The sequence below is a fragment of the Streptomyces sp. NPDC006140 genome (genome assembly GCF_040628815.1).
Lineage (GTDB): Bacteria > Actinomycetota > Actinomycetes > Streptomycetales > Streptomycetaceae > Streptomyces.
Genome location: NZ_JBEXTS010000015.1, coordinates 162,516 through 187,777 on the forward strand (window position 1 = coordinate 162,516; position 25,262 = coordinate 187,777).

Here is a 25,262-nt window from a genome sequence, read left to right on the forward strand (position 1 = left end):
CCCGGCGGCGAGTTCAGCGGCGGCGGCCCCGGGACGGGCCGCCCCGCCGCCCGCCCGGGGCGGAACCCGTGCGCGCGGGACGGTTCTCGGCCGCCGGCGGGGCCAGGACGACCGGCACGCCGGACGGCTCCCGGGCACCGGTGATCCGGCTCAGCTCGGCCTCGCCGGAGCGGACCCGGGTGATCCGCGGGGAGATGCCGGCGTCGGCCATCAGCCGGCTCATCTCCCGGCGCTGGTGCGGCAGGACCAGCGTGACGACGGTGCCGGACTCGCCCGCCCGGGCGGTCCGGCCGCCCCGGTGCAGATAGTCCTTGTGGTCGCCGGGCGGGTCCACGTTGACGACCAGGTCGAGGTTGTCGACGTGGATGCCGCGGGCGGCCACGTTGGTCGCCACCAGCACCGTGACCTGGCCGTCCTTGAACCGGGCCAGGGTCCGGGTGCGCTGCGACTGGGACTTACCGCCGTGCAGCGCCATGGCGCGCACGCCGACCGCCAGCAGCTTCTTGGCCAGCCGGTCCGCGGCGTGCTTGGTGTCCAGGAACATGATCACGCGCCCGTCGCGGGCGGCGATCCGGGTCGTGGTGGCGTGCTTGTCGTCGTCCTCCACGTGCAGCAGGTGGTGTTCCATCGTGGCGACCGCGCCCGCGGACGGATCGACCGAGTGCACGACGGGGTCGTGGAGGTACGTGCGGACCAGCCGGTCGACGTTGCGGTCCAGGGTGGCCGAGAACAGCATCCGCTGCCCCCCGGGCCGCACCTGGTCCAGCAGGGCGGTCACCTGCGGCATGAAGCCCATGTCGGTCATCTGGTCGGCCTCGTCGAGCACCGTGACGCCGACCTGGTCCAGCCGGCAGTCGCCGCGGTCTATGAGGTCCTTGAGCCGCCCGGGCGTCGCGACGACGACCTCGGCACCGGTGCGCAGCGCGTTCGCCTGCCGGCCGATCGGCAGCCCGCCGACCACCGTGGTGAGCCGCAGCCGCAGCGCCCGGGCGAAGGGCGTGAGGGCGTCGGTGACCTGCTGGGCCAGCTCCCGCGTGGGCACGAGGACGAGCGCCAGGGGCTGCCGGGACTCGGCGCGCTGCCCGTCGACGCGGGCCAGCAGGGCGAGGCCGAAGGCGAGCGTCTTGCCCGACCCGGTGCGCCCGCGGCCCAGGACGTCCCGGCCGGCCAGCGAGTTGGGCAGCGTCGCCGCCTGGATCGGGAACGGGGCGGTCAGGCCCTCGGCGCGCAGCGCCGTCAGCAGCCGCTCGGGCAGGTCGAGTTCGTCGAACGACTCGACGGCGGGGAGCGCCGGGGTGAGGGTGACCGGGGGTGCGAACTCCCGGCCGGCGGCGGGGCGGTGCCCGCCGTTGCCGCCCGCCGGGCGGGCGGTGGTGTTCTGTCCGGCCGCCTTGCGGGAGCGGAACCCGCCGTTGCGGGAGCGGGTGGAGCCGTTGTTCCTGCGAGCCGTGCGGTCCAAGGGGAACCTTCCTCGATGCGGCACGTATCGGGGAATGCGCGGCGGCGCCGGAGCGCCGCAGGATTCGCAAGAGCGAGCCGGTAGGGGAAACGAAAAGAGCCGAGGCCCGCACCGCAAGGGGTGCGGGCCCCGGTCAGGGCATGCGCGCCGACGTCAGGCGGGAACGATGTTCTCGGCCTGCGGGCCCTTCTGGCCCTGCGTGACGTCGAAGCTGACCTTCTGGCCTTCCTGCAGCTCACGGAAGCCGGAGGTGGCGATGTTCGAGTAGTGGGCGAACACGTCGGGACCGCCGCCCTCCTGCTCGATGAAGCCGAAGCCCTTTTCCGAGTTGAACCACTTGACGGTGCCGGTAGCCATATGAATCTCCCTTGAGGGGCAGTACTCAGGGCCCGCACCTTGCGGACCCGTAGTCGCCGAAATGATCACCCTGTGGAGAGATCCGAAAATCTCGGAAACAAAAAAGAGTGCTCGTCGACAAAAAGGTCGATAGAGCACTCGAAGTCTCTGGGAACCAAAACTGCAACAACAACGACGGTAGCACAGGGGGCGCCGGAAGGCCCGGAAAATCTCGTACCCGGGGTGGACCCGGGCGCCGGTTCTACTGCGTGGCGAGTACCCCGGATTGTCGGCAGCCGCACGACGACGGCAGGCCCCTCGGACGGACACGCTGGACGGACGATCGACACGAGATGTGGAGACCTCCTGCCGTGGCTACTTTCCTGTATCGAGTGGGCCGTATGGCCTTCCGGCGACGCTGGTACGTCGCCCTGGTCTGGGCGGCCGTCCTGGCCGCCGTGGGGCTGGGCGCCCTCAAGGCGCCGGGGGCCGTCGACGAGGAGTTCTCGATGCCCGGCATCGAGTCCCAGAAGGCGTTCGACCTGATGGAACAGCGCTTCCCCGGAGCCACCGCCGACGGCGCGACGGCCCGGGTCGTGTTCATCGCGCCGGGCGGCGAGAAGGTCACCGCCGCCGGCAACAAGCAGGCCATCGAGCAGGCGGTCGGCGACCTGGGCGACGGCACCCAGGTCGCGAGCGCCGTCGACCCGTTCCGGGCGAAGACGATCAGCCAGGACGGCTCGACCGCCTTCGCGACCGTCACCTACAAGGTCGGCGCCAACGACCTCACCGACGCCAGCCGCACCCACCTGGAGCACGCCCTCGGCCAGGCCCGGGACTCCGGGCTGACCGTCGAGGCCGGCGGCACCGCGCTGGCCGAGGAGGGCGGCCCAGGCGGCATGGCCGAGGTGATCGGCGTCGCGATCGCCGCCGTCGTGCTGCTCATCACCTTCGGCTCGCTGGCCGCCGCCGGGCTTCCCCTGCTGACCGCCGTCATAGGCGTCGGCGTCAGCATGGCCACGATCCTCGCCCTGTCCAGCGCCCTCGGCCTGTCCACCACCACCGGCACCCTCGCGATGATGCTGGGCCTCGCCGTCGGCATCGACTACGCCCTGTTCGTCGTCTCGCGGTACCGGGAGGAGCGCGCCAAGGGGCGCACGCCGCAGGAGGCGACCGGGCTGGCCGTCGGCACGGCCGGGTCCGCGGTGGTCTTCGCCGGGCTCACCGTCGTCATCGCGCTCGCCGGGCTCGCCGTCGTCGGCATCCCGATGCTCACCAAGATGGGCCTGGCCGCCGCGGGCGCGGTCGCCGTCGGCGTGCTGATCGCGCTCACCCTCGTCCCGGCGTTCCTCGGCTTCTGGCCGAACGCCGTGCTCACCCGCAAGGCCCGCAAGAGCGGCCGGCTCGAGGAGAGCACCGAGGCCAACGGCGGCACCCGCTGGGCCCGGTTCGTGCTGCGCCGCCCCCTGCCCGTGCTGATCCTCGGCGTCCTGGGCCTGGGCGCCCTCGCCGTGCCGGTGACCGGCCTGCAGCTGGGCATGCCCGGGGACGAGGCCAAGCCGACGTCCACCACCGAGCGCCGGGCCTACGACGCGCTCGCCGAGGGCTTCGGGCCGGGCTTCAACGGGCCGCTGACCATCGTCGTGGACGGCAAGGGCGCCGCCGACCCGAAGGCCGCCGCCGCCGCGATCGCCGAGGAGATCGGCGCCACGAAGGGCGTGGTGTCCGTCTCCCCGGCCCGCTTCAACGCCGCCGGCGACACCGCCGTCTTCTCGGCCGTGCCGTCCACCGCGCCGACCGACGAGAAGACCAAGGACCTGGTGACGGCCATCCGGGACCAGCGGCCCGGCATCGAGTCGGACAGCGGCGCGACCTACGAGGTCACCGGCACCACCGCGATGAACATCGACATCGCCGCGAAGGTGCAGGCCGCGCTGGTGCCGTACCTGATCGTGGTGGTGGGCCTCGCGATCGTGCTGCTGCTGGTGGTCTTCCGGTCGCTGCTCGTCCCGTTGAAGGCGGCCCTCGGCTTCCTGCTGTCGGTGCTGGCCTCCCTCGGCGCGGTCGTCGTGGTCTTCCAGGAGGGCCACGGGGCGGAGCTCTTCGGTGTGGAGCAGACCGGTCCGATCATGAGCCTGTTGCCGATCTTCCTGGTGGGCATCGTCTTCGGCCTCGCGATGGACTACGAGGTGTTCCTCGTCTCCCGGATGCGGGAGGCCTACGTCCACGGCGAGACGGCCGCGCGGGCCGTCACGTCCGGGTTCCGGCACAGCGCCCGGGTGGTCGTGGCCGCGGCCCTGATCATGATCGCGGTGTTCGCCGGGTTCATCGGCGAGAGCGACTCCATGATCAAGATGATCGGGTTCGGGCTCGCCTCGGCCGTCCTGTTCGACGCGTTCGTCGTCCGGATGGCGATCGTGCCGGCCGTCCTCGCCCTGCTCGGCGACAAGGCCTGGTGGCTGCCGAAGTGGCTGGACCGGCTGCTGCCCCGCGTCGACGTGGAGGGCGAGGCACTCAGCCGCAGGCCGGAGCCGGAACCGGCCGCCGAGGCCGCACCCGAGCTGGCCCGCACCTGAGGAACCCCACCCCAGGGCCGCCCGTGGCGAAGGACACGGGCGGCCCCCGGGCGTTCGCACCCGGAGTCGACCACGATGGTCACAGCCCACCCACCGGAGAGCACCATGATCACCAGCAGTCAGGAGCGGCGCTACGCGGACCGCCTGGAGGAGTTCGCCGTCCGGCACCCCTTCCTCGTCGATCTGGCGACGGTCCTGGCGCTGTTGGCCTGCGCGACCTTCGGTGCCTCGCTCACCCTGCCCAACGCCGACCCGCCCGACCAGGACAAGACCGCCGTCGCCCTCATGGGCGTGTCCTGCCTCGTCCTGCTCAAGCACCGCGCCTACCCGCGCATCGCCGTCACCGTCACCGGGGCCTGCACCGTCGCGGCGGTCTCCATGGGCTACCTGCTCACACCGCTGCTGCTGGCACCGATCATGGCGGCGCTGTACTGGCTCGCCACCCTCACCGAGCGGAAGACCACCCGCGTCTACGGCATCACCACCCTGGTGGGCGTGATCGGCGCGGCCGTGGTCGCCGACTCCATGGACCACCTCTCGCTGCTGCTGCGGACGATCGGCCCGTTCTTCTGGCTGATGCTGCCCCTCGCCGCCGGCAACATGACCCGGCTGCGGCGCGCCTACCTCCAGGCCGTGCAGGCCCGGGCCGAGCACGCCGAGCGGACCCGCGAGGAGGAGGCCCGGCTGCGCGTCACCGAGGAGCGGGTGCGCATCGCCCGGGAGCTCCACGACGTGGTGGCCCACCACATGGCCCTGGCCAACGCCCAGGCCGGCACGGCCGCCCACCTGGCCCTCACCAACCCCGAGCAGACCAAGAAGATCCTCACCGACCTGACCGGGACCACGTCCTCCGCGCTGCGGGAGCTGAAGGCCGCGCTGGGCCTGCTGCGCCAGGACGACGACGCCCCGGGCGCGCCGCCGCTGGAGCCGTCCCCCGGCCTCGCCCGGCTGCCCGAGCTGGTGTCGGCGTGCCGGTCGGCGGGCCTGGCGGTCACCGTCACCACGGAGGGCGAGCCGCAGCCGCTGTCGCCCGGCGTCGACCTGACCGCGTACCGGATCGTGCAGGAGGCCCTGACCAACGTCAGCAAGCACGCCGACGCCGAGTCCGCCCACGTGCGCCTGGAGTACACCGGCTCCCGGCTGCTGCTCACGGTCACCAACGAGGGCCCCAGCAAGCCGGAGGCCGCCCCGGGCCGCGGTTTCGGCGTCATGGGCATGCGCGAACGGGCCCAGTCCATCGGCGGCGAGCTGTGCGCGGGTCCCCGCCCCCAGGGCGGCTTCGAGGTCACCACCGCGCTGCCGCTGCAACCCGCCGCCCACCTCACGGAAGGACCGACACCTTGAGCATCAGGGTGCTGCTCGCCGACGACCAGGCCCTGCTGCGGGCCACGTTCCGGATCCTCATCGACTCCTGCGCGGACATGGAGGTGGTCGCCGAGGCCTCCGACGGCGCGGAGGCGGTGGAACTGACCCGGACCCACCGCCCGGACATCGTCCTCATGGACATCCGCATGCCCGGCACCGACGGCCTGACCGCCACCTCCGCCCTGTGCGCCGACCCGGAGCTGTCCGCCACCCGTGTCCTGATCCTGACCACGTTCGAGACCGAGGACTACGTCGCCCAGGCCCTGCGCGCCGGCGCCAGCGGCTTCCTCGGCAAGGACGTCACCGCCGACACCCTTCTGACCGGCCTGCGCACCGTGGCCTCGGGCGAGGCGCTCCTCTCGCCCGGTGCCACCCGTTCCCTCATCACCCGTTTCCTCATGGCACCGGCCCCCGGCACGCACCTGGCACCGCCGGAGCGCCTCGCCGACCTCACGGTCCGGGAGCGGGAGGTGATGGCCCTGGCGGCGGAGGGGCGGTCCAACACCGAGATCGCCGAGGACCTCACGCTCAGCCCGCTGACCGTCCGCACCCACATCCACCGGGCCATGACCAAGCTGGGCGCCCGCGACCGGGCGCAACTGGTCGTCATCGCCTACCAGACGGGCCTGGTCCGGGCGACGCCCCCGGCGTGAGGGCCGTGGCTGCGGCGGGGCTACGGCCGGCTGTGCGAGGGCTGGGCTACGGCCGGCCGAACGCCGCCACCATGATGTTCTCCGCCACCTTGTTCATGTCCCGGCCCTTGGCGTCCGTGGAGTTGACGCTGTACACGAGGGTGCGCGAGCCGTTCCGGGTGGCGGCGACGGCCGCGTTGTAGCCCCAGCGTCCGCCCGTCTTGCCCCAGACCTCGCGTCCGCCCAGCTCCTTCATGGAGAGGCCGACGGAGTAGGCGGCCGGCTTGCCGCTGTGGAGGTCGGTCACCTTCGGCAGGGTGAACATCTCCTCCAGCAGTGGTCCGCGCACCACCCGCCCCTGGAACAGGGCCTGCGTGAACCGCTCCAGGTCCGCCGTCGTCGAGATGAGGTCCCCGGCCGCCCACGCGTCCGTCGCCCCCCACACGGACACGTCGCGCAGCCCGGGTGTCCCGTCGTCCAGCCGCATCCGCTGGTAGCCGTGGTTGTGCGGCCCGACGATGCGCGGGTTCGCCCCGGGGAAGTACGTGTCCCGCAGCCCCAGCGGCTTCAGCACCCGGCGCGCGACCTGACGCTCGTAGGTGTCGCCGGTGACGCGCTCGATGACCAGCCCGGCGATCTGGTACCCGATGTTGAGGTAGTGCTGCCGCTCGCCCGGCGCGAACTCGGGCTTCTTCGACGTCGCCGAGCGGACCAGGTCCCGGGTGTCGTGGACCTGGAAGCGGTGGGCGTACCACTCCTCGACGGTGGTCCCGGGGAGGTCCGGCGCGGGGATGCCGTGCGTGTGGTCGAGGAGCTGCCGGACGGTCACTCTCCCGTACGCGGCCGGGATCAGCTCCGGCAGGTAGGAGCGGGCGCTGCGGTCCAGGTCCAGCCGGCCCTCGGCGGCCAGCTGCAGGGCGAGTGCCGCCGTGAAGACCTTGGTGACGGACCCGACGCGGAAGCGGCCGGCCGGATCCGCCGGGCGGCCGGTCCGCAGGTCGTGCACGCCCGAACTGCCCCGCCAGACGCCCTCCTCGCCCCCGACCCGCACGAGCGCCGCCGTCGCGTCGGCGCCGGGAAGGCCGGCCAGAGCGGCTCGGAGGGCGGCTTCGAGGGCGGGGTCCGAGGCCTGCGCCGCGGCGGGCGACGCGGCCGGGGCCGAGGCGGCGGCCGGCAGCGCGGACGGCCCCGCCATCACCCCCGCGACGAGCGCGGCGGCGAGCAGGCTGGTACGGGCCTTCATGGTCGACTCCAGTGGTGGGAACCGTCGTTGTGGACGGCTCCATCCTCCGGACCGGGGACGGCACGCGGATCGCCCCCGCGGGCGGTTCGGGCCGGCCGGTTCCTCCCCGGTGCGGGGGAGGCACCGGCCCGGGCCGCTCCCCCGGGCGGGGGATCCCCGGCCGTGACCAGGCCCGTCTCGTACGCGCAGATCACGGCCTGGATCCGGTCCCGCAGCCCCAGCTTCGCGAGGACGTTGCCGACATGCGTCTTGACCGTGTGGTCGCTGACCACCAGCTCGGCGGCGATCTCGGCGTTCGACAGGCCGCGCGCGAGCAACAGCAGCGTCTCGCGTTCCCGCGCGGTCAGCACGTCCAGCCGGGGGTCGGGCCGGCGCGGCCGGGCGGCGGCGGGCCGCGTGTACTGCTCCACCAGGCGCCGGGCCACCGACGGCGCGAGCAGCGAGTCGCCCCGGGCGACGACCCGCACCGCGTGCACGAGGTCGTCCCGCCGGACGTCCTTCAGCAGGAACCCGCTGGCGCCCGCGTGCAGCGCCTCGTACACGTACTCGTCGGAGTCGAAGGTCGTCAGCATCACCGTCCGGCAGTCGCCCGCCGAGCTGATGGCGCGGCACGCCCCGATGCCGTCCAGGCGCGGCATCCGGATGTCGAGCAGCGCCACGTCCGGAGCGTGCCGCCGCACCGCCTCGACCGCCGCCGCCCCGTCGCCCGCCTCCGCGACGACCTCGATGTCCGGCTGGACGTCCAGGATCATCGCGAAGCCGCTGCGCACCAGCTCCTGGTCGTCCGCCACCACGACCCGGATCGTCACGAGCCCGCCTCCACCGCGACCGGTACGGGGATCCGCACCCGCACCTCGAACCCGCGCCCGTCCGCTCCGGGCCCGGCGACCGCGCTGCCGCCGTGCGCCGCCGCCCGTTCCCGGACCCCCACCAGCCCGTGCCCGCCGGCCCCGGGCACGGGACGCGGCCCCCGCCCGTCGTCCGTCACACGCACCTCCAACTCGGCTTCCCCGTAGTCCAGTCGCACGGACACGGTACGGGCGTCGGCGTGCCGGACGGTATTGGTCAGGGCCTCCTGGACGACCCGGAAGACGGTGGCCGCGACCCCCTCCGGCACCGGCCGGACGATGCCCGTCGTCACGTACTCGACGGCGAGACCGCTCTCCCGCACCCGGTCGAGGAGGGCGGGCAGTTCGGCCGGTCCGGGCTGCGGGGCGCGCGGGGAGCCGCCGGGTTCGTCCCCGTCGCGCAGCACCCCCAGCATCCGGCGCAACTGGGCCATGGCGTCCCGCCCGGTGGCCGAGATCGCGTCGAAGGCGGCCTCCGCCCGCTCCGGCGCGTGCCGCACCGCGACCGGCCCGGCCTCCGCCTGCACGATCATCAGGCTCACCGCGTGGGAGAGGATGTCGTGCATCTCCCGCGCGATCCGGGCCCGTTCCCGCGCGGCGGCCCGCTCGGCCTCGACCAGGTGCGCGCGCCGGCGGGCGTCGGTCAGCCGCCCGAAGACGTAGGCGGCGGCCAGCACGAAGCAGGAGAAGGTCAGTTCCCGCGCGGACCGCGTGTTCAGCCACACGCCCACGGGCACCGCGACGACCATGACCAGCGCGGCGACGAGCCGCTTCCGCGGGGGCGAGACCGCGGCGATGGTGTACAGGACCACGAGCCCGGTGTACGGCAGCGGCTGCCCGGGCCCGTCCACGGTCAGCCGGTACAGCGCGTTGGCGGCCAGCACCGCGAACAGCACGGCGACGGGCGCGCGCCGCCGCCACACCAGGGGCAGCACGGTGAGGGTGCTCAGCCCGTACGCGGCCCAGGTCGCGGGCGACGTCCCGGGCGGGCGCGGCACGAGGAACGGCATGGTCATCGCGCCCTGGACGAGGAGCGCCACACCGACGTCGAGCAGCAGCGGATTGGCCGCTGCCAGGGCCCGCCCCCGCTCCCACCACTCCCGCAGCACCCCGCGTATGCCCATGGCGACTCACGACCCCCGTCCCGTGCCGGCTGACACCGGAACGGTAAGGGATCCACCGCTCGGCGACCGGGCGGAACGCGGGCCGGTGCCCTCCCCTCCTCAGGCCCCTCGTGGACGCGGGCGCGGTCCGAGCCCTCCCCTCGCAGGGCTCGGACCACGCCGTGGCGTCTCGGTCAGTCGACCCCCGTACGGGATTGTTCGGCAGGCCCCCTGCCTGCGCCGAACAACCGGGAGGCATCCGAGGAACCGAGTGACCTGGAGGAAGCGTGAGGATCGGGTGAACGCCCGTGCCGCGTCCGCCGGTACGGCCGAAGGTCGGGGGAGGGCGTACGAGGGGAGGGGGGCGGGAGGACGTGCCGGGACAAGCGGGGCCGGGGCGCGCCGAAGGCGAACTCGACCCGGAGGCCGGACCGGTGCAGCGGTTCGCCGCCGGGCTGCGGGAGCTGCGCGAGTCCGCGGGCCGGCCCACCTACCGGGAGATGGCGCGCCGGGCGCGGTACGGCGTGACCACCCTGTCGCAGGCGGCGGCGGGCAAGCAGCTGCCCACCCGCGCGGTGACGCTCGCCTACGTCAGGGCCTGCGGCGGCGACCTCGCCGAGTGGGAGCGCCGCTGGCAGGAGGCGTCCGCCGAACTGGCCGCCGAGACCGCCGCCGACGACACGGCCCGGCCGCCCTACCGGGGCCTGACCCGGTTCGAACCGGGCGACGCCGAGCTGTTCTTCGGCCGCGACCGGCTCATGGAGCGACTGACCGAGCTGAACCGCGAACACCGCTTCACCGCCGTCTTCGGCCCCTCCGGCAGCGGCAAGTCCTCCCTGCTGCGCGCCGGCCTGATCCCCCGGCTGCGCGCCCAGGGCGAGGACGGCGACGCCCCGCCCGCGGCCGTACGGATCCTCACCCCCGGCGCCGACCCCCTGCGCAACGCCGAGCGGCTCCGGCCCGTGCCCGGCACGGACGCCGACACCTGGCTGATCGTCGACCAGTTCGAGGAGCTGTACACCCTCGGCGCCGACCCGGCCGACCGGGACGCGTTCATCGACCGGCTCGTCGCCGCCACCGGGGCCGGCAGCCGGCTGCGCGTCGTCATCGCCGTGCGGGCCGACTTCCTCGGCCGCTGCGCCGAACACCCCGGCCTGACCGCCGCGTTGCAGGACGCGACCCTGCTCGCCGGGCCGATGGCCCGCGCGGAACTGCGGGAGGCCATCGTCCGCCCGGCCGCCGCCGACGGACTGATCGTCGAACGCGCCCTGACCGACCGCCTCCTGGACGAGGTCGAGGGCGCCCCCGGCGGACTGCCCCTGATGTCGCACGCCCTGCTGGAGACCTGGCGCCACCGCGGCGGCCGCGTCCTGACCGAGACGGCGTACGAGGCGGCCGGCGGGCTGCACGGCGCCGTCGTCCGGACCGCCGAGCAGGCGTACGGTGAACTCACCGGGCGGCAGGCGGAGTTGGCGCGGCGGATCCTGCTCCGCCTGGTCGCTCCCGGTGACGGGACGGCCGACACGCGCCGCCCCACCGACCACGCCGAGCTGGACTTCGGCGACCCCGCCGACACCCGGGCGGTCCTGGAACGCCTGACCCGGGCCCGGCTGATCACCTTCGACGACGGCACCGTCGACCTCGCCCACGAGGCCCTCATCACCGCCTGGCCCCGGCTGCGCGCCTGGATCGACGCCGAACGCGACCGGCTGCGCGTCCACCGCGCCCTCTCCGAGGCGGCCCGCACCTGGCAGGCGCTCGGGCAGGAGAACGCCGCGCTCTACGCCGGCTCCCGGCTGTCCGCCGCCCGCGACGCCTTCCCGCCCGCCCCCGGCAGTGACGAACTGACCCCGTTGGAACGGCGGTTCCTCACCTCCTCGCTGCGCCGCCGGCACCGCGCCGTGCTGCTGCGCCGCACGGTCGTGGCCGTCCTCGCCGCGCTCGCCCTGCTCGCCACCGGCACCGCCGTCGTCGCCCTGCAGGCGCGGGCCACCGCACAGGCCGAACGGGACGACGCCGTCTTCGGGCAGCTCACCGCCGAGGCCGACCGGCTCCGCTCGACCCACGCCGGGCTGGCCGCCCGGCTCGACGTCGCCGCCTACGGCATGCGCTCCACCGCGGACCTGCGGACCCGGCTGGCCTCGGACGCGGGCCGCGTGCTCGCCGGCCGGCTGCCCGGCCACGACGGTGTCGGCAGCGCGGTGGCGTACGCGCCCGACGGCCGCACCCTCGCCAGTGGCGGCCACGACGGCCTGGTCCGGCTGTGGGACAGCACCGGGCGGGCCCTGGGCGAGCCACTGCGCCTCGGCACGCCCCGGGTCGGCGCCGTCGCCTTCGCACCGGCGGGCCGCGACCTGCTGGCGGCGACCGGCGACGGCGGCGCCATCCGCCTGTGGGACACGGGCGACCGGAACCGGCCCCGCGCCCTGGGCCGCCCGCTGGTGAGCCACGACGGGGAGAACGTCGTCGCCGCCGCGTTCGCCCCCGACGGGCGGTCCCTCGCCACCGCCGGCGACGACGGCACCGTACGGCTGTGGGACGTCACCGGCCCGGCCCGCCCCACGCCCCTCGGCCGCCCGGCCCGGGCCGACGCCTCGGACGCCTCCAGCGTCCGCGCGGTCGCCTTCGCCCCGCACGGGAAGACCCTGGCGACGGCCGGCTACGACGGCACCGTACGGCTGTGGCGCCACGCCCCCGACGACGGCATCACCCCGCTCGGCAAGCCCCTGCGCGCCCACACCGCCCCCGCCTGGACGCTGGCCTTCTCGCCCGACGGCCGCACCCTGGCCACGGGCGGCTTCGACGAGACCGTCCGCCTGTGGGACGCGACGGACCCGGCCCGCCCCACACCGCTCGGCGAACCCCTCACCGCCCACACCGCGCCCGTCATGTCCGTCGCGTTCGGCCCCGACGGCGAGACCCTGGCGAGCGCGGGCGAGGACGACGCGCCGATCCTGTGGAACGTCGCCAACCCGGCCTACCCGCAGCAACTCGGGGAGCCGCTGACCGGCCACACGGAGGCCGTGTGGGAGGTGGCCTTCAGCCGCGACGGCCGCACCCTGGCGAGCACCGGCGCCGACGGCGACGTCCTGCTCTGGCACCGGCCGCCGACCGTCCTGACCGACTTCACCAACCCGGTGACCGCCGTCGCGTTCAGCCCCGACGGCCGGCTGTTCGCCGCCGCCAGCACCGACGACGGGCTGGTCCGCCTCTGGGACGTCCGCCGCCCGGACCGCCCGCGCCGGCTGCCGCGCGCCCTGACCGGCCACGAGGACCAGGTGCTCGCCGTCGCGTTCGCGCCGGACGGCCGTACGGTGGCCACCGGCTGCGCGGACGGCACCGTCCGCCTGTGGGACGTCTCCGCACCCGACCGCCCCGCTCCGCTCGGCCGGCCCCGGCGGGCCCACGACGGCGGAGTGCGCGCCGTCGCCTTCGCACCGGACGGCCGCACGCTGGCCACCGGCGGCGCGGACGACACCGCGCGCCTGTGGGACGTCCGCCGCCCGGACCGCGCACGCCCGCTCGGCGCGCCCCTGCGCGGTCACACGGACACCGTCACCTCCGTGGCCTTCACCCCGGACAGCGGCCTCCTCGCCACCGGCGCCGAGGACGCCACGGCCCGCCTGTGGCAGGTGGCCGACCCGGCACGGCGCCGGCCGGGCCCGGTGCTGTCCGGTCACGAACAGCTGGTCAACGCGGTCGCATTCGCCCCGGACGGCCGGACGCTCGCGACGGGCAGCGACGACCGCACGGCACGGCTGTGGAAGGTGACACCCGACGGCCGGGCCGAGGCGCTCGGAGAACTGGCCGGGCACCGCGCGGACGTCAGAGCGGTGGCGTTCGCCCCGGACGGCAAGACGCTGGCGACCGGCGGCGGCGACCACACGGTCCGCCTGTGGGACGTGACGGACCCGGCCCGCGCCGAGCCCCACGGACAGGAACTCACCGGCCACCTCGACACCGTCACCACCGTCGCGTTCAGCCCCCGCGGCAACACCCTCGCCTCCGCCGGCTACGACCTGACGGCCCGACTCTGGACCCTGACCCCCAACCACGCGGCCACCTACATCTGCACCCACACCCCCGGCGTTCTCACCCGCACCGACTGGCGGGAACGCCTGCCGCGACTTGCTTACCGGGGGGTGTGCGAGGGGCGATAGGCGCTACGGCCTGGCGAACCTCAGCACCGCACCCTGTTCGTTCTGCGCGACGACGGTCACCTTCAGGGTGTCGCCGAACTGGGCCACGCCGCCCTGGCCGCCGAGGTTCATGATGGTGTCCGGGGTCTGGAAGGTGACGGAGTTGCCGACGGTGATGTCCACGTTCAGTCCGTTCGCGGTGACGTCGGCCGTGGACGTCACCAGGATCTCGCACGCGCCGTCCGAGCAGGCCGCGGTGTTCCTGCCGTCCGCCGCCTCGGGCAGCGGGCCGGTGGGCTCGGCCGAGGCAGGGGGAGCGGAGGGCTCGCCCTTGGGGGGTTTCCAGCCCGGGGCGCACTGTTCGGCCCGTTGATACGCGGCCGCCAGCCGCGGGTCCTGCTTCGTCAGCCCGGGCAGGTCCGGCCGGGGCGGGGTGAGGGTCTGGACGTGCCGGTCGACGTTGGCGGCGCCGTCGACGGCGTCCTCGCCGCCCAGGTCCGGGTACATCGACCGGAGTTCGCGCACGACGTCCTTCACCTTCTTCCGCCAGGCGCCGAGCAGCCGGTCCGCCGCGGGAACGCCCGAGGGGCCCAGTTCCTCCAGGTCGCTCTGCTCGGTCTCCACCACCGTCAGCGTCTCGGAGAGGTGCCCGAGAGCCCGGGCTTGGGCGAAGATCTCCGCGTCCGGGTCCCGGATCTCCTTCAGCTGTGCGGTGCTGTCCGCGCGCAGCTCCTTGAGGGCGACGGCCGACGCGCACAGGTCGCCGACCCACTCCACGAGTTCGGGTGACGGAGCCCGGGCCGGGGCCGGTGTCGCCGAGGACCCGTCCGACGCGCCGGCCTTCTCGTCCGTCCCGCCGCCGCAGCCGCCGAGCGCCAGTACCAGCCCGGCGGCCACCACGACGACGCTGCCCCTCTTGCCCATCCGTTCGACCCCTCTCCGTGCCCTGGTCCGGCTGTCGCACGCCGGAAGCCCCAGTTCAACGAGGCACGGATTGTTCGGCCACCCGGTCCGCCGCGGCGAACAACGCCGGGCGCGGGCGTCGGGTCAGGGGTCAGGGGTTCTCGGGTGGGGTCCACGCCGCCACCAGGTCGAGCAGGCCCGGGAAGCGGGCGTTGAGGTCGGTGACGCGGACGTGGCTGCGGCGTTCCAGGCCGTACTGGCGCTGGCGGGTGATGCCGGCCTCGCGCAGGGCCTTGAAGTGGTGGGTGAGGGAGGACTTGGGGCGGTCGAGGCCGAACCAGCCGCAGGAGTGGTCGAACGCCTCGGACTCCAGCAGCAGCTTCCGCACGATCCGCAGGCGCAGCGGGTCGCTCAGCGCGCCCAGCACCGTCTCGAGACGCAGGTCCTCCACCGCCGGCTCGGGCAGCGGTTCCGGCAGGTCGTCCGGCTCCGGCACCACTTGGATGACCGGCACCTGGCGCATCGTCGCGGACATGGGCCGCCCCTCCCTCCATCCGAATCCTCTGTACGAGTTTTATCGTACTGCATGCTAAGTTCGAAATAACTCGTACTGAGCTTGGCCGGAGGGAGCACCCATGTCGGAGAGCCGGACCGTGTCCGCCGAGGCGGTGGACGCACAGCAACGCCCCGCGCCTCCCGCCCGGCCGGAGCGCCGTACGCCCACCTGGTGGGTGTGGCTGGCGGCGTGGCCCGTCACCGCCGTCTTCGTGCTGTCCAACGCGGCGACCCCGCTGTACGTGCTGTGGCAGCGCGACATCGGGTTCTCCAAGGGCACCCTGACCGTCGTCTTCGCGTTCTACATCGTCGGCCTGCTCGGCTCGCTGCTGGTCTCGGGCGTCGTCTCCGACCGGCTGGGCCGCAAGCCCGTGCTGCTGCCCGCCCTCGGCCTCGCCCTCGCCGCCTGCGCGATCTTCGCGACCGCCACGACGGTGACCGCGCTGATCATCGCCCGGCTGTTCACCGGCATCGCCGTCGGCGCCGTCGTCTCCGCCGGCATGGCGGCCGTGACGGACGTGGCGGGCCCCGGGCGCAAGCGGCTCGCCGCGCTGCTGGCCTCCTGCGCGATGGTCTTCGGGGCCGGCCTCGGCCCGCTCCTCGCCGGCCTGCTGTCCGAGACGCTCCCGGCGCCCACCGTGACCGTCTTCGCCGTGGAGGCCGTCCTGCTGGCCACAGCCGTCCTCGCCGTGCTGCGCATGCCCGTACGCCGTCCCGCAGCCCCCGGCAAGGGCGCCTGGGTGCGCGTGCCCGGCGTGCCGTACGGCAACGGCATCCAGCTCGCCCTCGGCATCGCGGTGTTCGCGCCCGGCATCACCGCCACGTCCTTCGTGCTGTCGCTCGGCCCCACCCTGCTGACCGAACTGCTCGGCACCACCAGCCGGATCGTCTCCGGGGCCATGGCGTTCGTCATGTTCCTCGCCGCCACCGGCGTCCAGTTCGCCGTGCGGCAGCTGCGCCGGCGCGCCATCCTGACCGCCGGCGCGATCAGCACCACCCTCAGCATGGGCGCGCTGATCGCCGCCGTGCACGCCTCGTCGGTCGCGCTGCTCGTCGCCTCCGCCCTGCTCGCCGGGGCCGGGCAGGGCATGGGCCAGCTCGGCGGCCTGTCCCTGCTCAACTCCACCGTCCCGGCGCGGCGGCTCGCCGAGGCCAACGCCGCGCTGAACGTGGGCGGTTACCTCCCGGCCGGGCTCCTGCCCGTGTCCACCGGCTACCTCATGGACGCCGTGGGCCTGCCCACCGGGGCGACCGTCTTCGGGACCGTCCTGATGGGCCTGGCCGTCATCGGCGGCATCGTCGTCCTGACCGGCCACCGCCGGGTGCCCGAGCCGGCGTGACGCCGTGGCGAGGACGCCGGTCCACCCCCCCGGGCGGACCGGCGTGGACCTCGGCACGGTCGTGGGAGTCAGCCGTCGACGCCGCGAGCGGCCAGGGCCCGGCGCAGCGCGCGGATCGCGTAATGCGCCCGGGACTTCACCGTCCCCTGGGGGATCCCGAGGAGTTCCGAGACCTGCGCCACGCTGCTGCCGTCGAAGTACAGGTGCCGCAGGATCCCGCGCTGCCGCTCGGTGAGGTCGTCCAGCGCGTCCGTCACCACATGCCCTGTCAGCAGCCGGTTCACCTCGTCGGCGACGGGGACGTCCGTGTCCTCCAGCGCGTCCGCGGCCAACGGTCGCAGCACCTGCGCGCGGTGATCGTCGATCAGCAGGTTGCGGACGACCGTGAACAGCCACGGCCGCATCGTCTCCGGCGCGGTGCCCAGCGCCCCGCCGTGGCTCCAGGCCCGGACGACGGCCTCCTGGAGGATGTCCTCGGCCCGGTGCCAGTCGCCCCGCAGCCGTCGGACCGCGTACCGCAGCAGTACCGTGCCGTGCCGGGCGTACACCGCCCGGATGAACGTCTCGGCGTCCACGCCGCCGTGCTCCGGGGCCGCCGGGACCCCGCCCGCGGCCCGCGCCTCGGCCGGCCGGACCTCTGTGACCGGCATCAGAGCGCCTCACACTTCTTCACGCGAATCCCCCGTGGGAAGAGACAGGCATCACGAGTGCGTCCCACGGCACCGCCACCACCGGCGGTGCCGTGGGACGCGGGACGGCTCAGCCGAACAGCGCGTCGTACACGTCGCTCTGCCAGTACGTGACGAAGTTGGCGCTGTTGAAGTACGTGCCGCCGGGCAGCTTCAGCGTCGTGCCCTTGCCGACGGAGCCGAACCCGTCCCTGTCGGCGAAGTTCACGCCCAGGTTCTTGGCGGTGTGGCCGTCCTCACCGTCGGGGGAGGAGGTCCCGATGCCGGCGTACCCGGACTCGCCCGGCGCCAGGGTCACCACGGCCTGGGGCTTGCTGGACTCCAGCCACGGCATGGGGGCCTGGGCGTCGGGGTGGGTGGACAGGAAGGGCGCGCTGTAGAGGTTGCAGGGCTTGGTGCCGGTGTTGGTGGCCGTGAGCAGCAGGGTGTTGATGGGCCGGGAGACGTCCTCGACGGTCAGCTTGGTGTTCGCCGTGGTGCAGGCGGTCCTGACAGGGCCCTGCGTCGAGGTGGCGGCGGAGGCGGTCTGGGCCGTGGCATGGACACCGACGAGGGCGAACGCGGCGGCGGCGACCATGGAGGAGGCGGCGACGCGGGTGGTGATGCGGCGTGCGATACGCATGGTTGAACTGCTTTCTGTGAGACGCGAACTTCGGAATCAGATATTCCGGTTCATGGTTGTCGGCCGGTCAGATTCGCGGCCGAAAAGGGAAGTTGAGACCAGCGTCACCGCCTTGGAGCAGGGCGGCGTGCTTGGATGACCCAAGCCTGTGGCACGCTCCGTCCCATCCGCCATTCCAACCTGACCTTTGGAACGCTGGGACGTCGAAACAGGCTCTGACCAGGGGGAACGTCCCACTCGTGGGATGTCGAATGAGATGGAGGACCGGTGGGGGCGGCTGAGGAGACAGCTGATTTCGCGGAACTTCTACGCGTGTTGAAGCAGCGTTCGGGGCTCAGCTACGAAGCTCTGGCCAAGCGGGCGCACATGAGCACGTCGACGCTGCACCGCTACTGCAAGGGGGAGGGGGTGCCCGCCGACTACGCGTCCGTCTCGCGTTTCGCGCGGGTGTGCAAGGCGACTCCGGAGGAGATGGTCGAACTCCACCGGCGGTGGGTCATGGCCGACGCGGCCCGGGAACGCTCCCGGCGAGCCGCGGCGGACGGGGCCGGCTCCGGGGCGGCTGCCGTGCCGGGGGCCGGGTCGGGGGCGGCTCCGGTGCCGGGGGCCGGGTCGGGAGCCGGGCAGGCGGCGGGGCCGGGAGCTGCGACGGCCGCCGGGACCGGCCCCGGGACGGGCCGCGAAGCGGGCCCTGAGGCGGGAGTCGTGTCCGGGGCCGAGGCTGCTGCGGAGCCGGAGCCGGAGCCGGAGCCGGAGCCGGGGTCGGTGTCGGAGCCGGGGCCGGGACCGGTGTCAGAGCCCAAGCCGGAGCCGGAGTCGGTGTCCGAGCCGGAGCCGGTGTCCGAGGTGGTGGCCGGGCCTGGGAGCGAGGAACTGGGCGGGCCCGGGGCGGAGGAGCCGCCGGACGTGGGCGGGGCCACGCGGCGTCGGGGGCGGCGACGGCGGGCCTTCTTCCGGAAGCGGCGGGTCGTGGTCGCCGCGAGCACCCTCGCCGTGGTCGCCCTGACGACGGCGGTCCTGGAGAACATCGACGCCGGCGCGGACCCGGGCGGCCGGCCGCGCGCCGCGACACTGTCCACCGGTTCCTGGGAGCCGTACGGGTCGGCGTCCCCGTCCACGTCCCCCTCCCCGCGGCCGAGCGGCTCCGCCGCCTCGAAGTCGCCGAGCGCGAAGCCGTCGGCGTCGGCGGGCGCGTCGGCGGGCACGTCGGGGGGCGGCGGTGCCGCCGCCACCCGGGACAACGCACAGGCCGGCCCCGAGCGGGACGACGTGCCGCTGACGGTGAGCGCCCGCGCCCACGACTGGGAGGGGTACTGCGGCACGCACTACCTGGTCGACCGGCCCCCGGCCCAGGTCCCGCTGCCCCCCGCGACGCTGCAGGACGCCCCGAAGTGGGCGAGCGACGCCGACGCCGTCCCCGCGGGCAGGCACCGTGTGTCGCTGGCCGTCCAGGGCACCGGGGACCAGGCCGTCCTCATCGAGTCGCTGGACGTCCGCGTGGTCGGCTCGGGCGCGCCCCTGGACTGGAACGCGTACGAGATGGGCATCGGCTGCGGCGGAGGCGTGGAGCCGAGGGAGTTCGGTCTCGACCTCGACGCGGCACGGCCCGCCGTACGCCCGAAGGGGGGCCAGCGCGGCTTCCCCTACAGCGTCAGCCGGTCCGACGCGGAGGTGCTGTACATCACCGCCCGGACCAGCACCCGTGACGTGAAGTGGTACCTGGTGCTGGAGTGGAGCAGCGGCGGCCGCCAGGGGACGATCGAGATCATGGACGGCGGGAAACCCTTCCACACCACCTCCATGACCGGCCGCCCGCTCTACGGCTATCTGCCCGGCAGCACCGAGTGGGAGAAGCAGGAGCCCGAGGGGTAGTCGTCGGGCACGTCAGCGGAACGCCGGTGGGCCGGCCGGACTCGGGAGGTCCGGCCGGCCCACCGGCGTGCGGGCGGTCCTCAGGAGAAGGGCACCGCGTCCGCGGCGGAGGTGTGCCAGTTGGTGACGATCGGCCGGTCGACCGTGAACGTGCCGACCCGCAGGGATACCGGGTTCGGGTCGTCGTCGCCGATCGCGACGATGAGGCTGTCCAGTTCCTTGCCGGAGTCGCCGCCGGTGGTCTTCGGGTTCACGCCGGCGTAGGCGGTGACCCCCGCGCGCAGCGTGATCGCCGGGCCCACGGACTGCTCGGCGGGTCCGGCTTCGGTGCCGTCCGAGCCGAAGGCCACGGTGGGCAGGGCGGCGGGCAGGGTGCAGGTGATGCCCGGCTTGGCCTTGGCCTGGATGAGGAAGTAGCCGCCGGCCTGCGTCCTGGACGCCACGCTCCAGGAGATGTCGTTGGCCCCGCAGGCCTGCCCGTAGCCGCTCTTGTCACCGGTGCCGCCGTCCTTCCCGGCGCCGGACGCCCCACCCTGCTTCCCGGACGCACCGCCGGAGCCACCGCCCGACGTGGCCCCCACCGCGGCCCCGCCCGACGCGCCCCCCGCCTTGCCGCCCGCCGCAGTCCCCCCGCCGGAGGGCTCCGCGGTCCCGGAACCACCGCCGGTCCCCGCCCCCTGGCCGGAGCCCGCGGTGGCCGAGGAGCCGGGCGCAGCGGACGACGAGCCGCTCGGCGGGGCCGGTGTCGGGTCGCCGCCCTGGCAGGCGGTCAGCAGCCCCGCGCCGAGCAGGGCGGTGGTGGCGAGGGCGGTGCGCAGACGGCGGTTCATGACGGTGATTCCTCTCCGAGGTGCGGATGCGCGGCACCGAAGGCCCGGTGCCGCTCGTTGCCGATCCGCCCTACGGCCGTGGACCGCCACGGGTTCGATGCCGTCTTGCGTCCATGACAGTGCCGTGACGCGCCTGTGACACAGGATGCCGTAATTCCGTAAGTGAATTCCCCTTCCGGGGCATTCCATTTCCCTTCCGCCCCTGCCGAACCACCCGTTCTCGAAAAGAATTACGAGCAAGTTGAAATTCCGCCAAGCAGTGCCGTCGGCGTTTTCCGGACTTTGTTTCCCGGGAAACCACGGAACCGTTTCTCCATATCTACGATCGCAAGCTATGACCGACACTTCCCGGGAGAACTCCGCCACCCGTGCACGCTGGCAGACCTGTCTCCGGCTCGCCCGCGAACTCCTTCTCGTCGGGCCGGACGACGAGGACCTCAAACTCCACTACCTGCACACTCTGATCGACACGGGCCGCCTCGGCCCCACCCACCACCCGCGCAAGAAGATCCTCGTCATCGGCGCCGGAATCACCGGCCTGGTCGCCAGCCGATTACTCAAGGACGCCGGCCACGACGTCACCATTCTGGAAGCGAACGCCAGCCGGGTCGGCGGCCGCATCAAGACCTTCCGCGCCACCAAGCACCACCAGCCCTTCGACGACCCGGCCCAGTACGCCGAGGCCGGCGCCATGCGGCTGCCCGACTTCCACCCGCTCGTCCTCGCCCTGGTCGACAAACTCGGCCTCGGCCGCCGCCAGTTCTACAACGTGGACGTCGACCCCGGCTCCGGCAGCGGCCCCGACACCCCCGTGCCCCCGGTGACGTACACGTCCTTCACCGGCCGGACCTGGACCTACGGCGACGACAGCCCCGACTTCCGCGAGCCCGGCAAGCGCGGCAACTCCTGGATCCGCGCCAACCGCGTCCAGGTGCGCCGGTCCGACTACGCCACCACGCCCGAGCGGATCAACGAGGGCTTCCACCTCACCGGCGACGAAGTCCGCGCCCCCGTCGTGAAGATGGTCGACGAGGCACTGGAGAGCGTGCGCGACTACTACTCCGACGTCGTCGACGGCAAACGCGTCAACAAGCCCTTCGACGAGTGGGTCGAGGGCTGGGCCCGGGTCGTCCGCGACTTCGACGGCTACTCCATGGGCGGCTTCCTGCGCGACCACGCCGGGCTCAGCGACGAGGCGATCGAGGCCGTCGGAACGCTGGAGAACATGTCCTCGCGGCTGCACCTGTCGTTCTTCCACAGCTTCCTCAGCCGCAGCGACATCAACCCCGGCGTCCGCTACTGGGAGATACCCGGCGGCAGCTGGCGCCTGCCGCACGCCCTGCACCAGGGCCTGCGCGACGAGGTGCGGCTCGGCCACCGCATGATCCGCCTGGAGTACCACGACCCCAGCCGCGACACCGACCCCGAGGGCACCGGCGCCGTCGGACCCGACGGGTGGGGCGTGGCCGTGCAGACCGTCGCCGAGGACGATCCACAGGCCCCGCCGCGCCTGTGGACGGCCGACCTGGCGATCGTCACCATCCCGTTCTCCGCGCTGCGCTTCGTGGAGATCGTCCCCTCGATGTCGTACAAGAAGCGCCGCGCGATCATCGAGACCCACTACGACCAGGCCACCAAGGTGCTGCTGGAGTTCAGCCACCGGTGGTGGGAGTTCACCGAGGACGACTGGCGCGAGGAGCTCGACCGCATCGCACCCGGCCTGTACGAGTACTACCGACTGGGCGGCGCGCAGGGCACCGGCACGACCCTCTCGCTCGCCGAGGCCGGGGCCGGCCCGGCGGGCAGCGGCCTGCTCGGCGCCGCCGTCAAGGACAGCAGCGTCACCGAGGAGATGCGGCAGCTCAACAGCAGCCTGCCGCTGCGCGGCCCGGCCGTGCGCCCCGCCACCCACTGCTTCGGCGGCGGCTCGGCCGCCGACAACCCCAACCGGTTCATGTACTACCCCTCGCACCGGGTGGAGGGCAGCACCGGCGGCGTCGTCCTCGCCTCGTACTGCTGGTCCGACGACGCCGCCCGCTGGGACTCCATGCGCGGCCCGGAGCGCTACGTCTACGCCCTGCGCAACCTCCAGGCCCTGCACGGCGCCCGCATCGAGGTGTTCTTCACCGGCCGGGGCGCCACCAAGAGCTGGGCCCGCGACCCGTACGCCTTCGGGGAGGCCGCCATCTACACCGCGCACCAGATGACCAGCTTCCACCTGGACGTTTCCCGGCCCGAGGGCCCGGTGCACTTCGCGGGCGAGCACACCTCCCTCAAGCACGCCTGGATCGAGGGCGCCCTGGAAAGCGCCGTGCGCGCCGCCCTCGCCGTCCACCAGGCCCCGCCGGTCACCACCCCGGGCCCGGACGCGGGGGAGGAGCGCCCGTGACCGCGATCGACCCGGAGTGCACGGTCGCCCGCTATCTGGCCCTGCGCCTGGCCGAGTTGGGCATCACCCATCTGTTCGGCGTGCCCGGCAACCACCTCGGGCCGTTCCTGACCACGCTGCGGGCCGAGGGCGACGTCGAGTGGGTCGGCACCCCCACCGAGGGCGGCGCGGGCCAGGCCGCCGACGCCTACGCCCGCATCCACGGCATCGGGGCGGTGGCGGTCACCTACAGCGTCGGCGCGTTCAACCTCCTCAACGCCTGCGGCGGCGCCTACGTGGAGCAGGTCCCGCTGGTCGCGGTCAACGCCTCCCCGCCGTACGAGCAGTGGCAGAACTACCGCGCCCTCGGCCTGCTCACCTCGCACATGAGCCCGCGCGCCGAGAGCAACCTGGAGGCCTACCGGCAGGTCACCGTGGACGCCCAGGTCGTCTCCAACCCCGGCCTCGCCCCGGGGCAGATCGACGCGGCGCTCACCGCGTGCCTCTCCGAGCGCCGGCCCGTCTACCTGGAGGTCATGGAGGACCTGTGGGACGAGCCGTGCCCCGAGCCCGAGGCGCCGCTCGTCCGCCGCGACCGGCCGTTCAGCGCCCGCAACCGGCCCATGCTGGACACGTGCGTGCAGGCGGTCCTCGCCCTGGTCGAGGAGCGTCCCGGCCCGGACGGCAGGCCCCGCCCGATCGTGTGGGCCGGCGAGGAGATCGACCGGTTCCGGCTCGGCGGGCAGCTCACCGACCTCGTGGAGGCCACCGGCGTGCCGTTCTGCACGACCGTCGGCGCCAAGGCCGTCGTCGACGAGGACCTGCCGCAGTTCCACGGCGTCTACAACGGCAAGGCCAGCCACCCCGACGTGCACGCCGTCTTCAAGGAGTGGGCCACCTGCCGGATCGGGCTCGGCGCCTGGTCCACGTCGAAGAACCTCGGCGGGGAGCAGTGCGTCGGCGACGACTGGGTGATGGCCGCGCGCGGCGGCGTCAGCGTCGGCACCTCCTACTTCCCCGACGTGCAGCTCGAACAGCTGCTGCCCGCGCTCCAGGACGCGCTGGTGAAGGCGTACGGCTCCGGGGGCCTGGAGGCCGACTACTACGCCGAGTCCCACGCCCACCACGGCCCGCGCGACCACCGCCCGGCGGCCCTGGAACACCACCGGGCGTCACTGCGCAGCGGCCGCTCGGCCCACCGGCGCGGCGAACACCTCACGTACGACGGCGTGTTCGACCGGATCAACCACTTCCTGAACCACGAGACCGGCGAGGACTGGACGGTCGTCTCCGACGCCGCGTTCTCCCTCATCGGCTCGATGAACCTGGCCCTGCCCGCGGGCGGGTTCCTCTCCCAGGTGAGCTGGCTGTCCATCGGCTGGTCGGTCGGCGCGGCCACCGGCGCCGCCCTCGCACCCGAGCGCGGTCAGGCCCGCCCGATGGTGTTCGTCGGCGACGGCGCCTTCCAGGAGACCTGCCAGGAACTCTCCACCCACACCAGGCTCGGACTGCGCTCGGTGGTGTTCGTCATGGACAACGGCCACTTCTACGGCATCGAGCAGATGCTGGTGCACCCGTCGTACTTCGCCGGCCGGGGCGGCGGCGACGGCGGCGACGGTGACGGAGCGGACTTCTACAACGTCCTGCACCCCTGGCACTACGACCGCCTCGCCGACGTGTTCACCGGCCGAAAGACCCCGGCGAGCGGCGTCGAGATCGCGCACACCTCGGACCTGGACGAACTGCTGGACCGGCTCGACGACCCGGCCGACCCGGTCAACGCCGGGCCGCTGCTGGTCCGCGTCCGCCTGCACCGGCACGACTACCCGCGGGCGATGGCCTACAAGGTGACACCGGAGAAGGAGCAGGAGCATGGCTGACCTCAACGTACTGATCGCGTTCGACGCGGCCACCATCGTCGAACAGAACCCTCACGCGTCCCGCAACCCCGACGCGCCGACCCAGGTCGACCACAACCTCATCTACATGACGACCCGTCACGACCACGTCGTGGGCACCTCGGGCGCCGAACTGAACCTCCGGGCCGAGCCCGGGGACATCATCAGGTGGCGGGAGACGACCCTGTCGCTCGGCAAGGACTACAAGGCCCTGCTGTACCGGTACGTGAGCAGCGACAGCGGGCACCAGCTCATCCGGACACCACAGATCGAGGTCGTCGACGGCATCTACCCCCTGCCCAGGGAGGGCAGCGAGGGCAGGCCGGAGTTCGACATACAGCGCTACCAGGACCACTACTGGAGCACGACCGTCAAACGGGCGGGGAAGGTCGTGTACCACTTCTCCTTCCAGATCCTGGACCAGCACCGGCAGTTGAAGGGCTACTTCCAGTGGGACCCCTTCATCACCATCGAGGAGGTCTGA

The 25,262-nt window shown here is 73.7% G+C and carries 19 protein-coding genes; 9 read left to right on the plus strand and 10 right to left on the minus strand.

What is annotated here, in order from left to right; translation table 11 throughout:
• Positions 1-13 precede the first annotated feature (13 nt).
• On the minus strand, positions 14-1,459 hold the full coding sequence (locus tag ABZ386_RS32885; protein WP_351340027.1) for a DEAD/DEAH box helicase: 1,446 nt from the start codon (positions 1,457-1,459) through the stop codon (positions 14-16).
• Positions 1,460-1,612: 153 nt separating this feature from the next.
• Positions 1,613-1,816 carry a cold-shock protein gene (locus ABZ386_RS32890; RefSeq protein WP_033323720.1) on the minus strand — a complete coding sequence of 68 codons (204 nt, stop codon included), beginning with the start codon at positions 1,814-1,816 and terminating at the stop codon, positions 1,613-1,615.
• Between the two features lie 350 nt (positions 1,817-2,166).
• Here ABZ386_RS32890 and ABZ386_RS32895 point away from each other — a divergent pair, with 350 nt between their 5' ends.
• From ABZ386_RS32895 to ABZ386_RS32905, 3 genes are all read left to right on the plus strand, one after another.
• Entirely contained in the window at positions 2,167-4,371 is a 2,205-nt protein-coding gene (locus ABZ386_RS32895) for an MMPL family transporter (RefSeq protein WP_358967215.1), read from the plus strand.
• A gap of 105 nt (positions 4,372-4,476) precedes the next feature.
• On the plus strand, positions 4,477-5,715 hold the full coding sequence (locus ABZ386_RS32900; protein ID WP_351340022.1) for a sensor histidine kinase: 1,239 nt from the start codon (positions 4,477-4,479) through the stop codon (positions 5,713-5,715).
• Positions 5,712-6,389 carry a response regulator transcription factor gene (locus ABZ386_RS32905; RefSeq protein WP_114254276.1) on the plus strand — a complete coding sequence of 226 codons (678 nt, stop codon included), beginning with the start codon at positions 5,712-5,714 and terminating at the stop codon, positions 6,387-6,389. The genes ABZ386_RS32900 and ABZ386_RS32905 overlap by 4 nt, the downstream gene beginning before the upstream one ends.
• A gap of 46 nt (positions 6,390-6,435) precedes the next feature.
• Here ABZ386_RS32905 and ABZ386_RS32910 read toward each other — a convergent pair whose 3' ends face one another.
• From ABZ386_RS32910 to ABZ386_RS32920, 3 genes are read right to left on the minus strand one after another with little or no spacing between them, the layout of a single operon-like run.
• Positions 6,436-7,611 (minus strand): serine hydrolase domain-containing protein, encoded by a 1,176-nt coding sequence (locus ABZ386_RS32910; protein ID WP_356503823.1) that lies wholly within the window; start codon positions 7,609-7,611, stop codon positions 6,436-6,438.
• Complete coding sequence (locus ABZ386_RS32915; RefSeq protein WP_358967217.1) at positions 7,608-8,420, minus strand: response regulator transcription factor; 813 nt, start codon at positions 8,418-8,420, stop codon at positions 7,608-7,610. The genes ABZ386_RS32910 and ABZ386_RS32915 overlap by 4 nt, the downstream gene beginning before the upstream one ends.
• Positions 8,417-9,583 (minus strand): histidine kinase, encoded by a 1,167-nt coding sequence (locus ABZ386_RS32920; RefSeq protein WP_351340011.1) that lies wholly within the window; start codon positions 9,581-9,583, stop codon positions 8,417-8,419. Before ABZ386_RS32920 ends, ABZ386_RS32915 begins: the two co-directional genes overlap by 4 nt.
• Before the next feature lie 353 nt (positions 9,584-9,936).
• On the opposite strand from ABZ386_RS32920, the gene ABZ386_RS32925 reads away from it, so the two are divergent.
• Positions 9,937-13,722, plus strand: coding sequence for a WD40 repeat domain-containing protein (locus tag ABZ386_RS32925; RefSeq protein ID WP_358967220.1), 3,786 nt, complete (start codon positions 9,937-9,939; stop codon positions 13,720-13,722).
• A gap of 3 nt (positions 13,723-13,725) precedes the next feature.
• Here the strand turns inward: ABZ386_RS32925 and ABZ386_RS32930 are convergent, their stop codons facing one another.
• Complete coding sequence (locus ABZ386_RS32930; RefSeq protein WP_358967223.1) at positions 13,726-14,625, minus strand: hypothetical protein; 900 nt, start codon at positions 14,623-14,625, stop codon at positions 13,726-13,728.
• Positions 14,626-14,755: 130 nt separating this feature from the next.
• A complete protein-coding gene (locus ABZ386_RS32935) occupies positions 14,756-15,139 on the minus strand; it encodes an ArsR family transcriptional regulator (protein WP_351340005.1) in 384 nt (127 codons plus the stop codon).
• A gap of 100 nt (positions 15,140-15,239) precedes the next feature.
• Here ABZ386_RS32935 and ABZ386_RS32940 point away from each other — a divergent pair, with 100 nt between their 5' ends.
• Entirely contained in the window at positions 15,240-16,499 is a 1,260-nt protein-coding gene (locus ABZ386_RS32940) for an MFS transporter (protein ID WP_351340003.1), read from the plus strand.
• Between the two features lie 68 nt (positions 16,500-16,567).
• Here ABZ386_RS32940 and ABZ386_RS32945 read toward each other — a convergent pair whose 3' ends face one another.
• Positions 16,568-17,149, minus strand: coding sequence for a sigma-70 family RNA polymerase sigma factor (locus ABZ386_RS32945; protein ID WP_351340000.1), 582 nt, complete (start codon positions 17,147-17,149; stop codon positions 16,568-16,570).
• A gap of 109 nt (positions 17,150-17,258) precedes the next feature.
• The gene (locus ABZ386_RS32950) at positions 17,259-17,810 is read right to left on the minus strand and encodes a DUF4232 domain-containing protein (RefSeq protein WP_351339998.1); all 552 of its coding nucleotides are present in this window, start codon (positions 17,808-17,810) and stop codon (positions 17,259-17,261) included.
• A gap of 267 nt (positions 17,811-18,077) precedes the next feature.
• On the opposite strand from ABZ386_RS32950, the gene ABZ386_RS32955 reads away from it, so the two are divergent.
• Positions 18,078-19,682 (plus strand): helix-turn-helix domain-containing protein, encoded by a 1,605-nt coding sequence (locus tag ABZ386_RS32955; protein ID WP_358967225.1) that lies wholly within the window; start codon positions 18,078-18,080, stop codon positions 19,680-19,682.
• Between the two features lie 80 nt (positions 19,683-19,762).
• Here ABZ386_RS32955 and ABZ386_RS32960 read toward each other — a convergent pair whose 3' ends face one another.
• Positions 19,763-20,512 carry a DUF4232 domain-containing protein gene (locus ABZ386_RS32960; protein WP_358967227.1) on the minus strand — a complete coding sequence of 250 codons (750 nt, stop codon included), beginning with the start codon at positions 20,510-20,512 and terminating at the stop codon, positions 19,763-19,765.
• 334 nt (positions 20,513-20,846) lie between these two features.
• Between ABZ386_RS32960 and ABZ386_RS32965 the strand changes: the two genes are divergently transcribed.
• From ABZ386_RS32965 to ABZ386_RS32975, 3 genes are read left to right on the plus strand one after another with little or no spacing between them, the layout of a single operon-like run.
• Complete coding sequence (locus tag ABZ386_RS32965) at positions 20,847-22,901, plus strand: FAD-dependent oxidoreductase (protein ID WP_358967230.1); 2,055 nt, start codon at positions 20,847-20,849, stop codon at positions 22,899-22,901.
• Positions 22,898-24,760: a thiamine pyrophosphate-binding protein gene (locus ABZ386_RS32970; RefSeq protein WP_355720766.1), complete on the plus strand. Its 1,863-nt coding sequence runs from the start codon at positions 22,898-22,900 to the stop codon at positions 24,758-24,760. Before ABZ386_RS32965 ends, ABZ386_RS32970 begins: the two co-directional genes overlap by 4 nt.
• Complete coding sequence (locus ABZ386_RS32975) at positions 24,753-25,262, plus strand: inclusion body family protein (RefSeq protein ID WP_351339983.1); 510 nt, start codon at positions 24,753-24,755, stop codon at positions 25,260-25,262. The genes ABZ386_RS32970 and ABZ386_RS32975 overlap by 8 nt, the downstream gene beginning before the upstream one ends.

Bases quoted from the DNA above. Each gene is read 5' to 3' on its own strand.
- ABZ386_RS32890 (WP_033323720.1), bottom strand. From the start codon at position 1,816: ATGGCTACCGGCACCGTCAAGTGGTTCAACTCGGAAAAGGGCTTCGGC.
- ABZ386_RS32900 (WP_351340022.1), top strand. From the start codon at position 4,477: ATGATCACCAGCAGTCAGGAGCGGCGCTACGCGGACCGCCTGGAGGAG.
- ABZ386_RS32910 (WP_356503823.1), bottom strand. From the start codon at position 7,611: ATGAAGGCCCGTACCAGCCTGCTCGCCGCCGCGCTCGTCGCGGGGGTG.
- ABZ386_RS32920 (WP_351340011.1), bottom strand. From the start codon at position 9,583: ATGGGCATACGCGGGGTGCTGCGGGAGTGGTGGGAGCGGGGGCGGGCC.
- ABZ386_RS32930 (WP_358967223.1), bottom strand. From the start codon at position 14,625: ATGGGCAAGAGGGGCAGCGTCGTCGTGGTGGCCGCCGGGCTGGTACTG.
- ABZ386_RS32935 (WP_351340005.1), bottom strand. From the start codon at position 15,139: ATGTCCGCGACGATGCGCCAGGTGCCGGTCATCCAAGTGGTGCCGGAG.
- ABZ386_RS32940 (WP_351340003.1), top strand. From the start codon at position 15,240: ATGTCGGAGAGCCGGACCGTGTCCGCCGAGGCGGTGGACGCACAGCAA.
- ABZ386_RS32945 (WP_351340000.1), bottom strand. From the start codon at position 17,149: ATGCCGGTCACAGAGGTCCGGCCGGCCGAGGCGCGGGCCGCGGGCGGG.
- ABZ386_RS32950 (WP_351339998.1), bottom strand. From the start codon at position 17,810: ATGCGTATCGCACGCCGCATCACCACCCGCGTCGCCGCCTCCTCCATG.
- ABZ386_RS32960 (WP_358967227.1), bottom strand. From the start codon at position 20,512: ATGAACCGCCGTCTGCGCACCGCCCTCGCCACCACCGCCCTGCTCGGC.
- ABZ386_RS32965 (WP_358967230.1), top strand. From the start codon at position 20,847: ATGACCGACACTTCCCGGGAGAACTCCGCCACCCGTGCACGCTGGCAG.
- ABZ386_RS32975 (WP_351339983.1), top strand. From the start codon at position 24,753: ATGGCTGACCTCAACGTACTGATCGCGTTCGACGCGGCCACCATCGTC.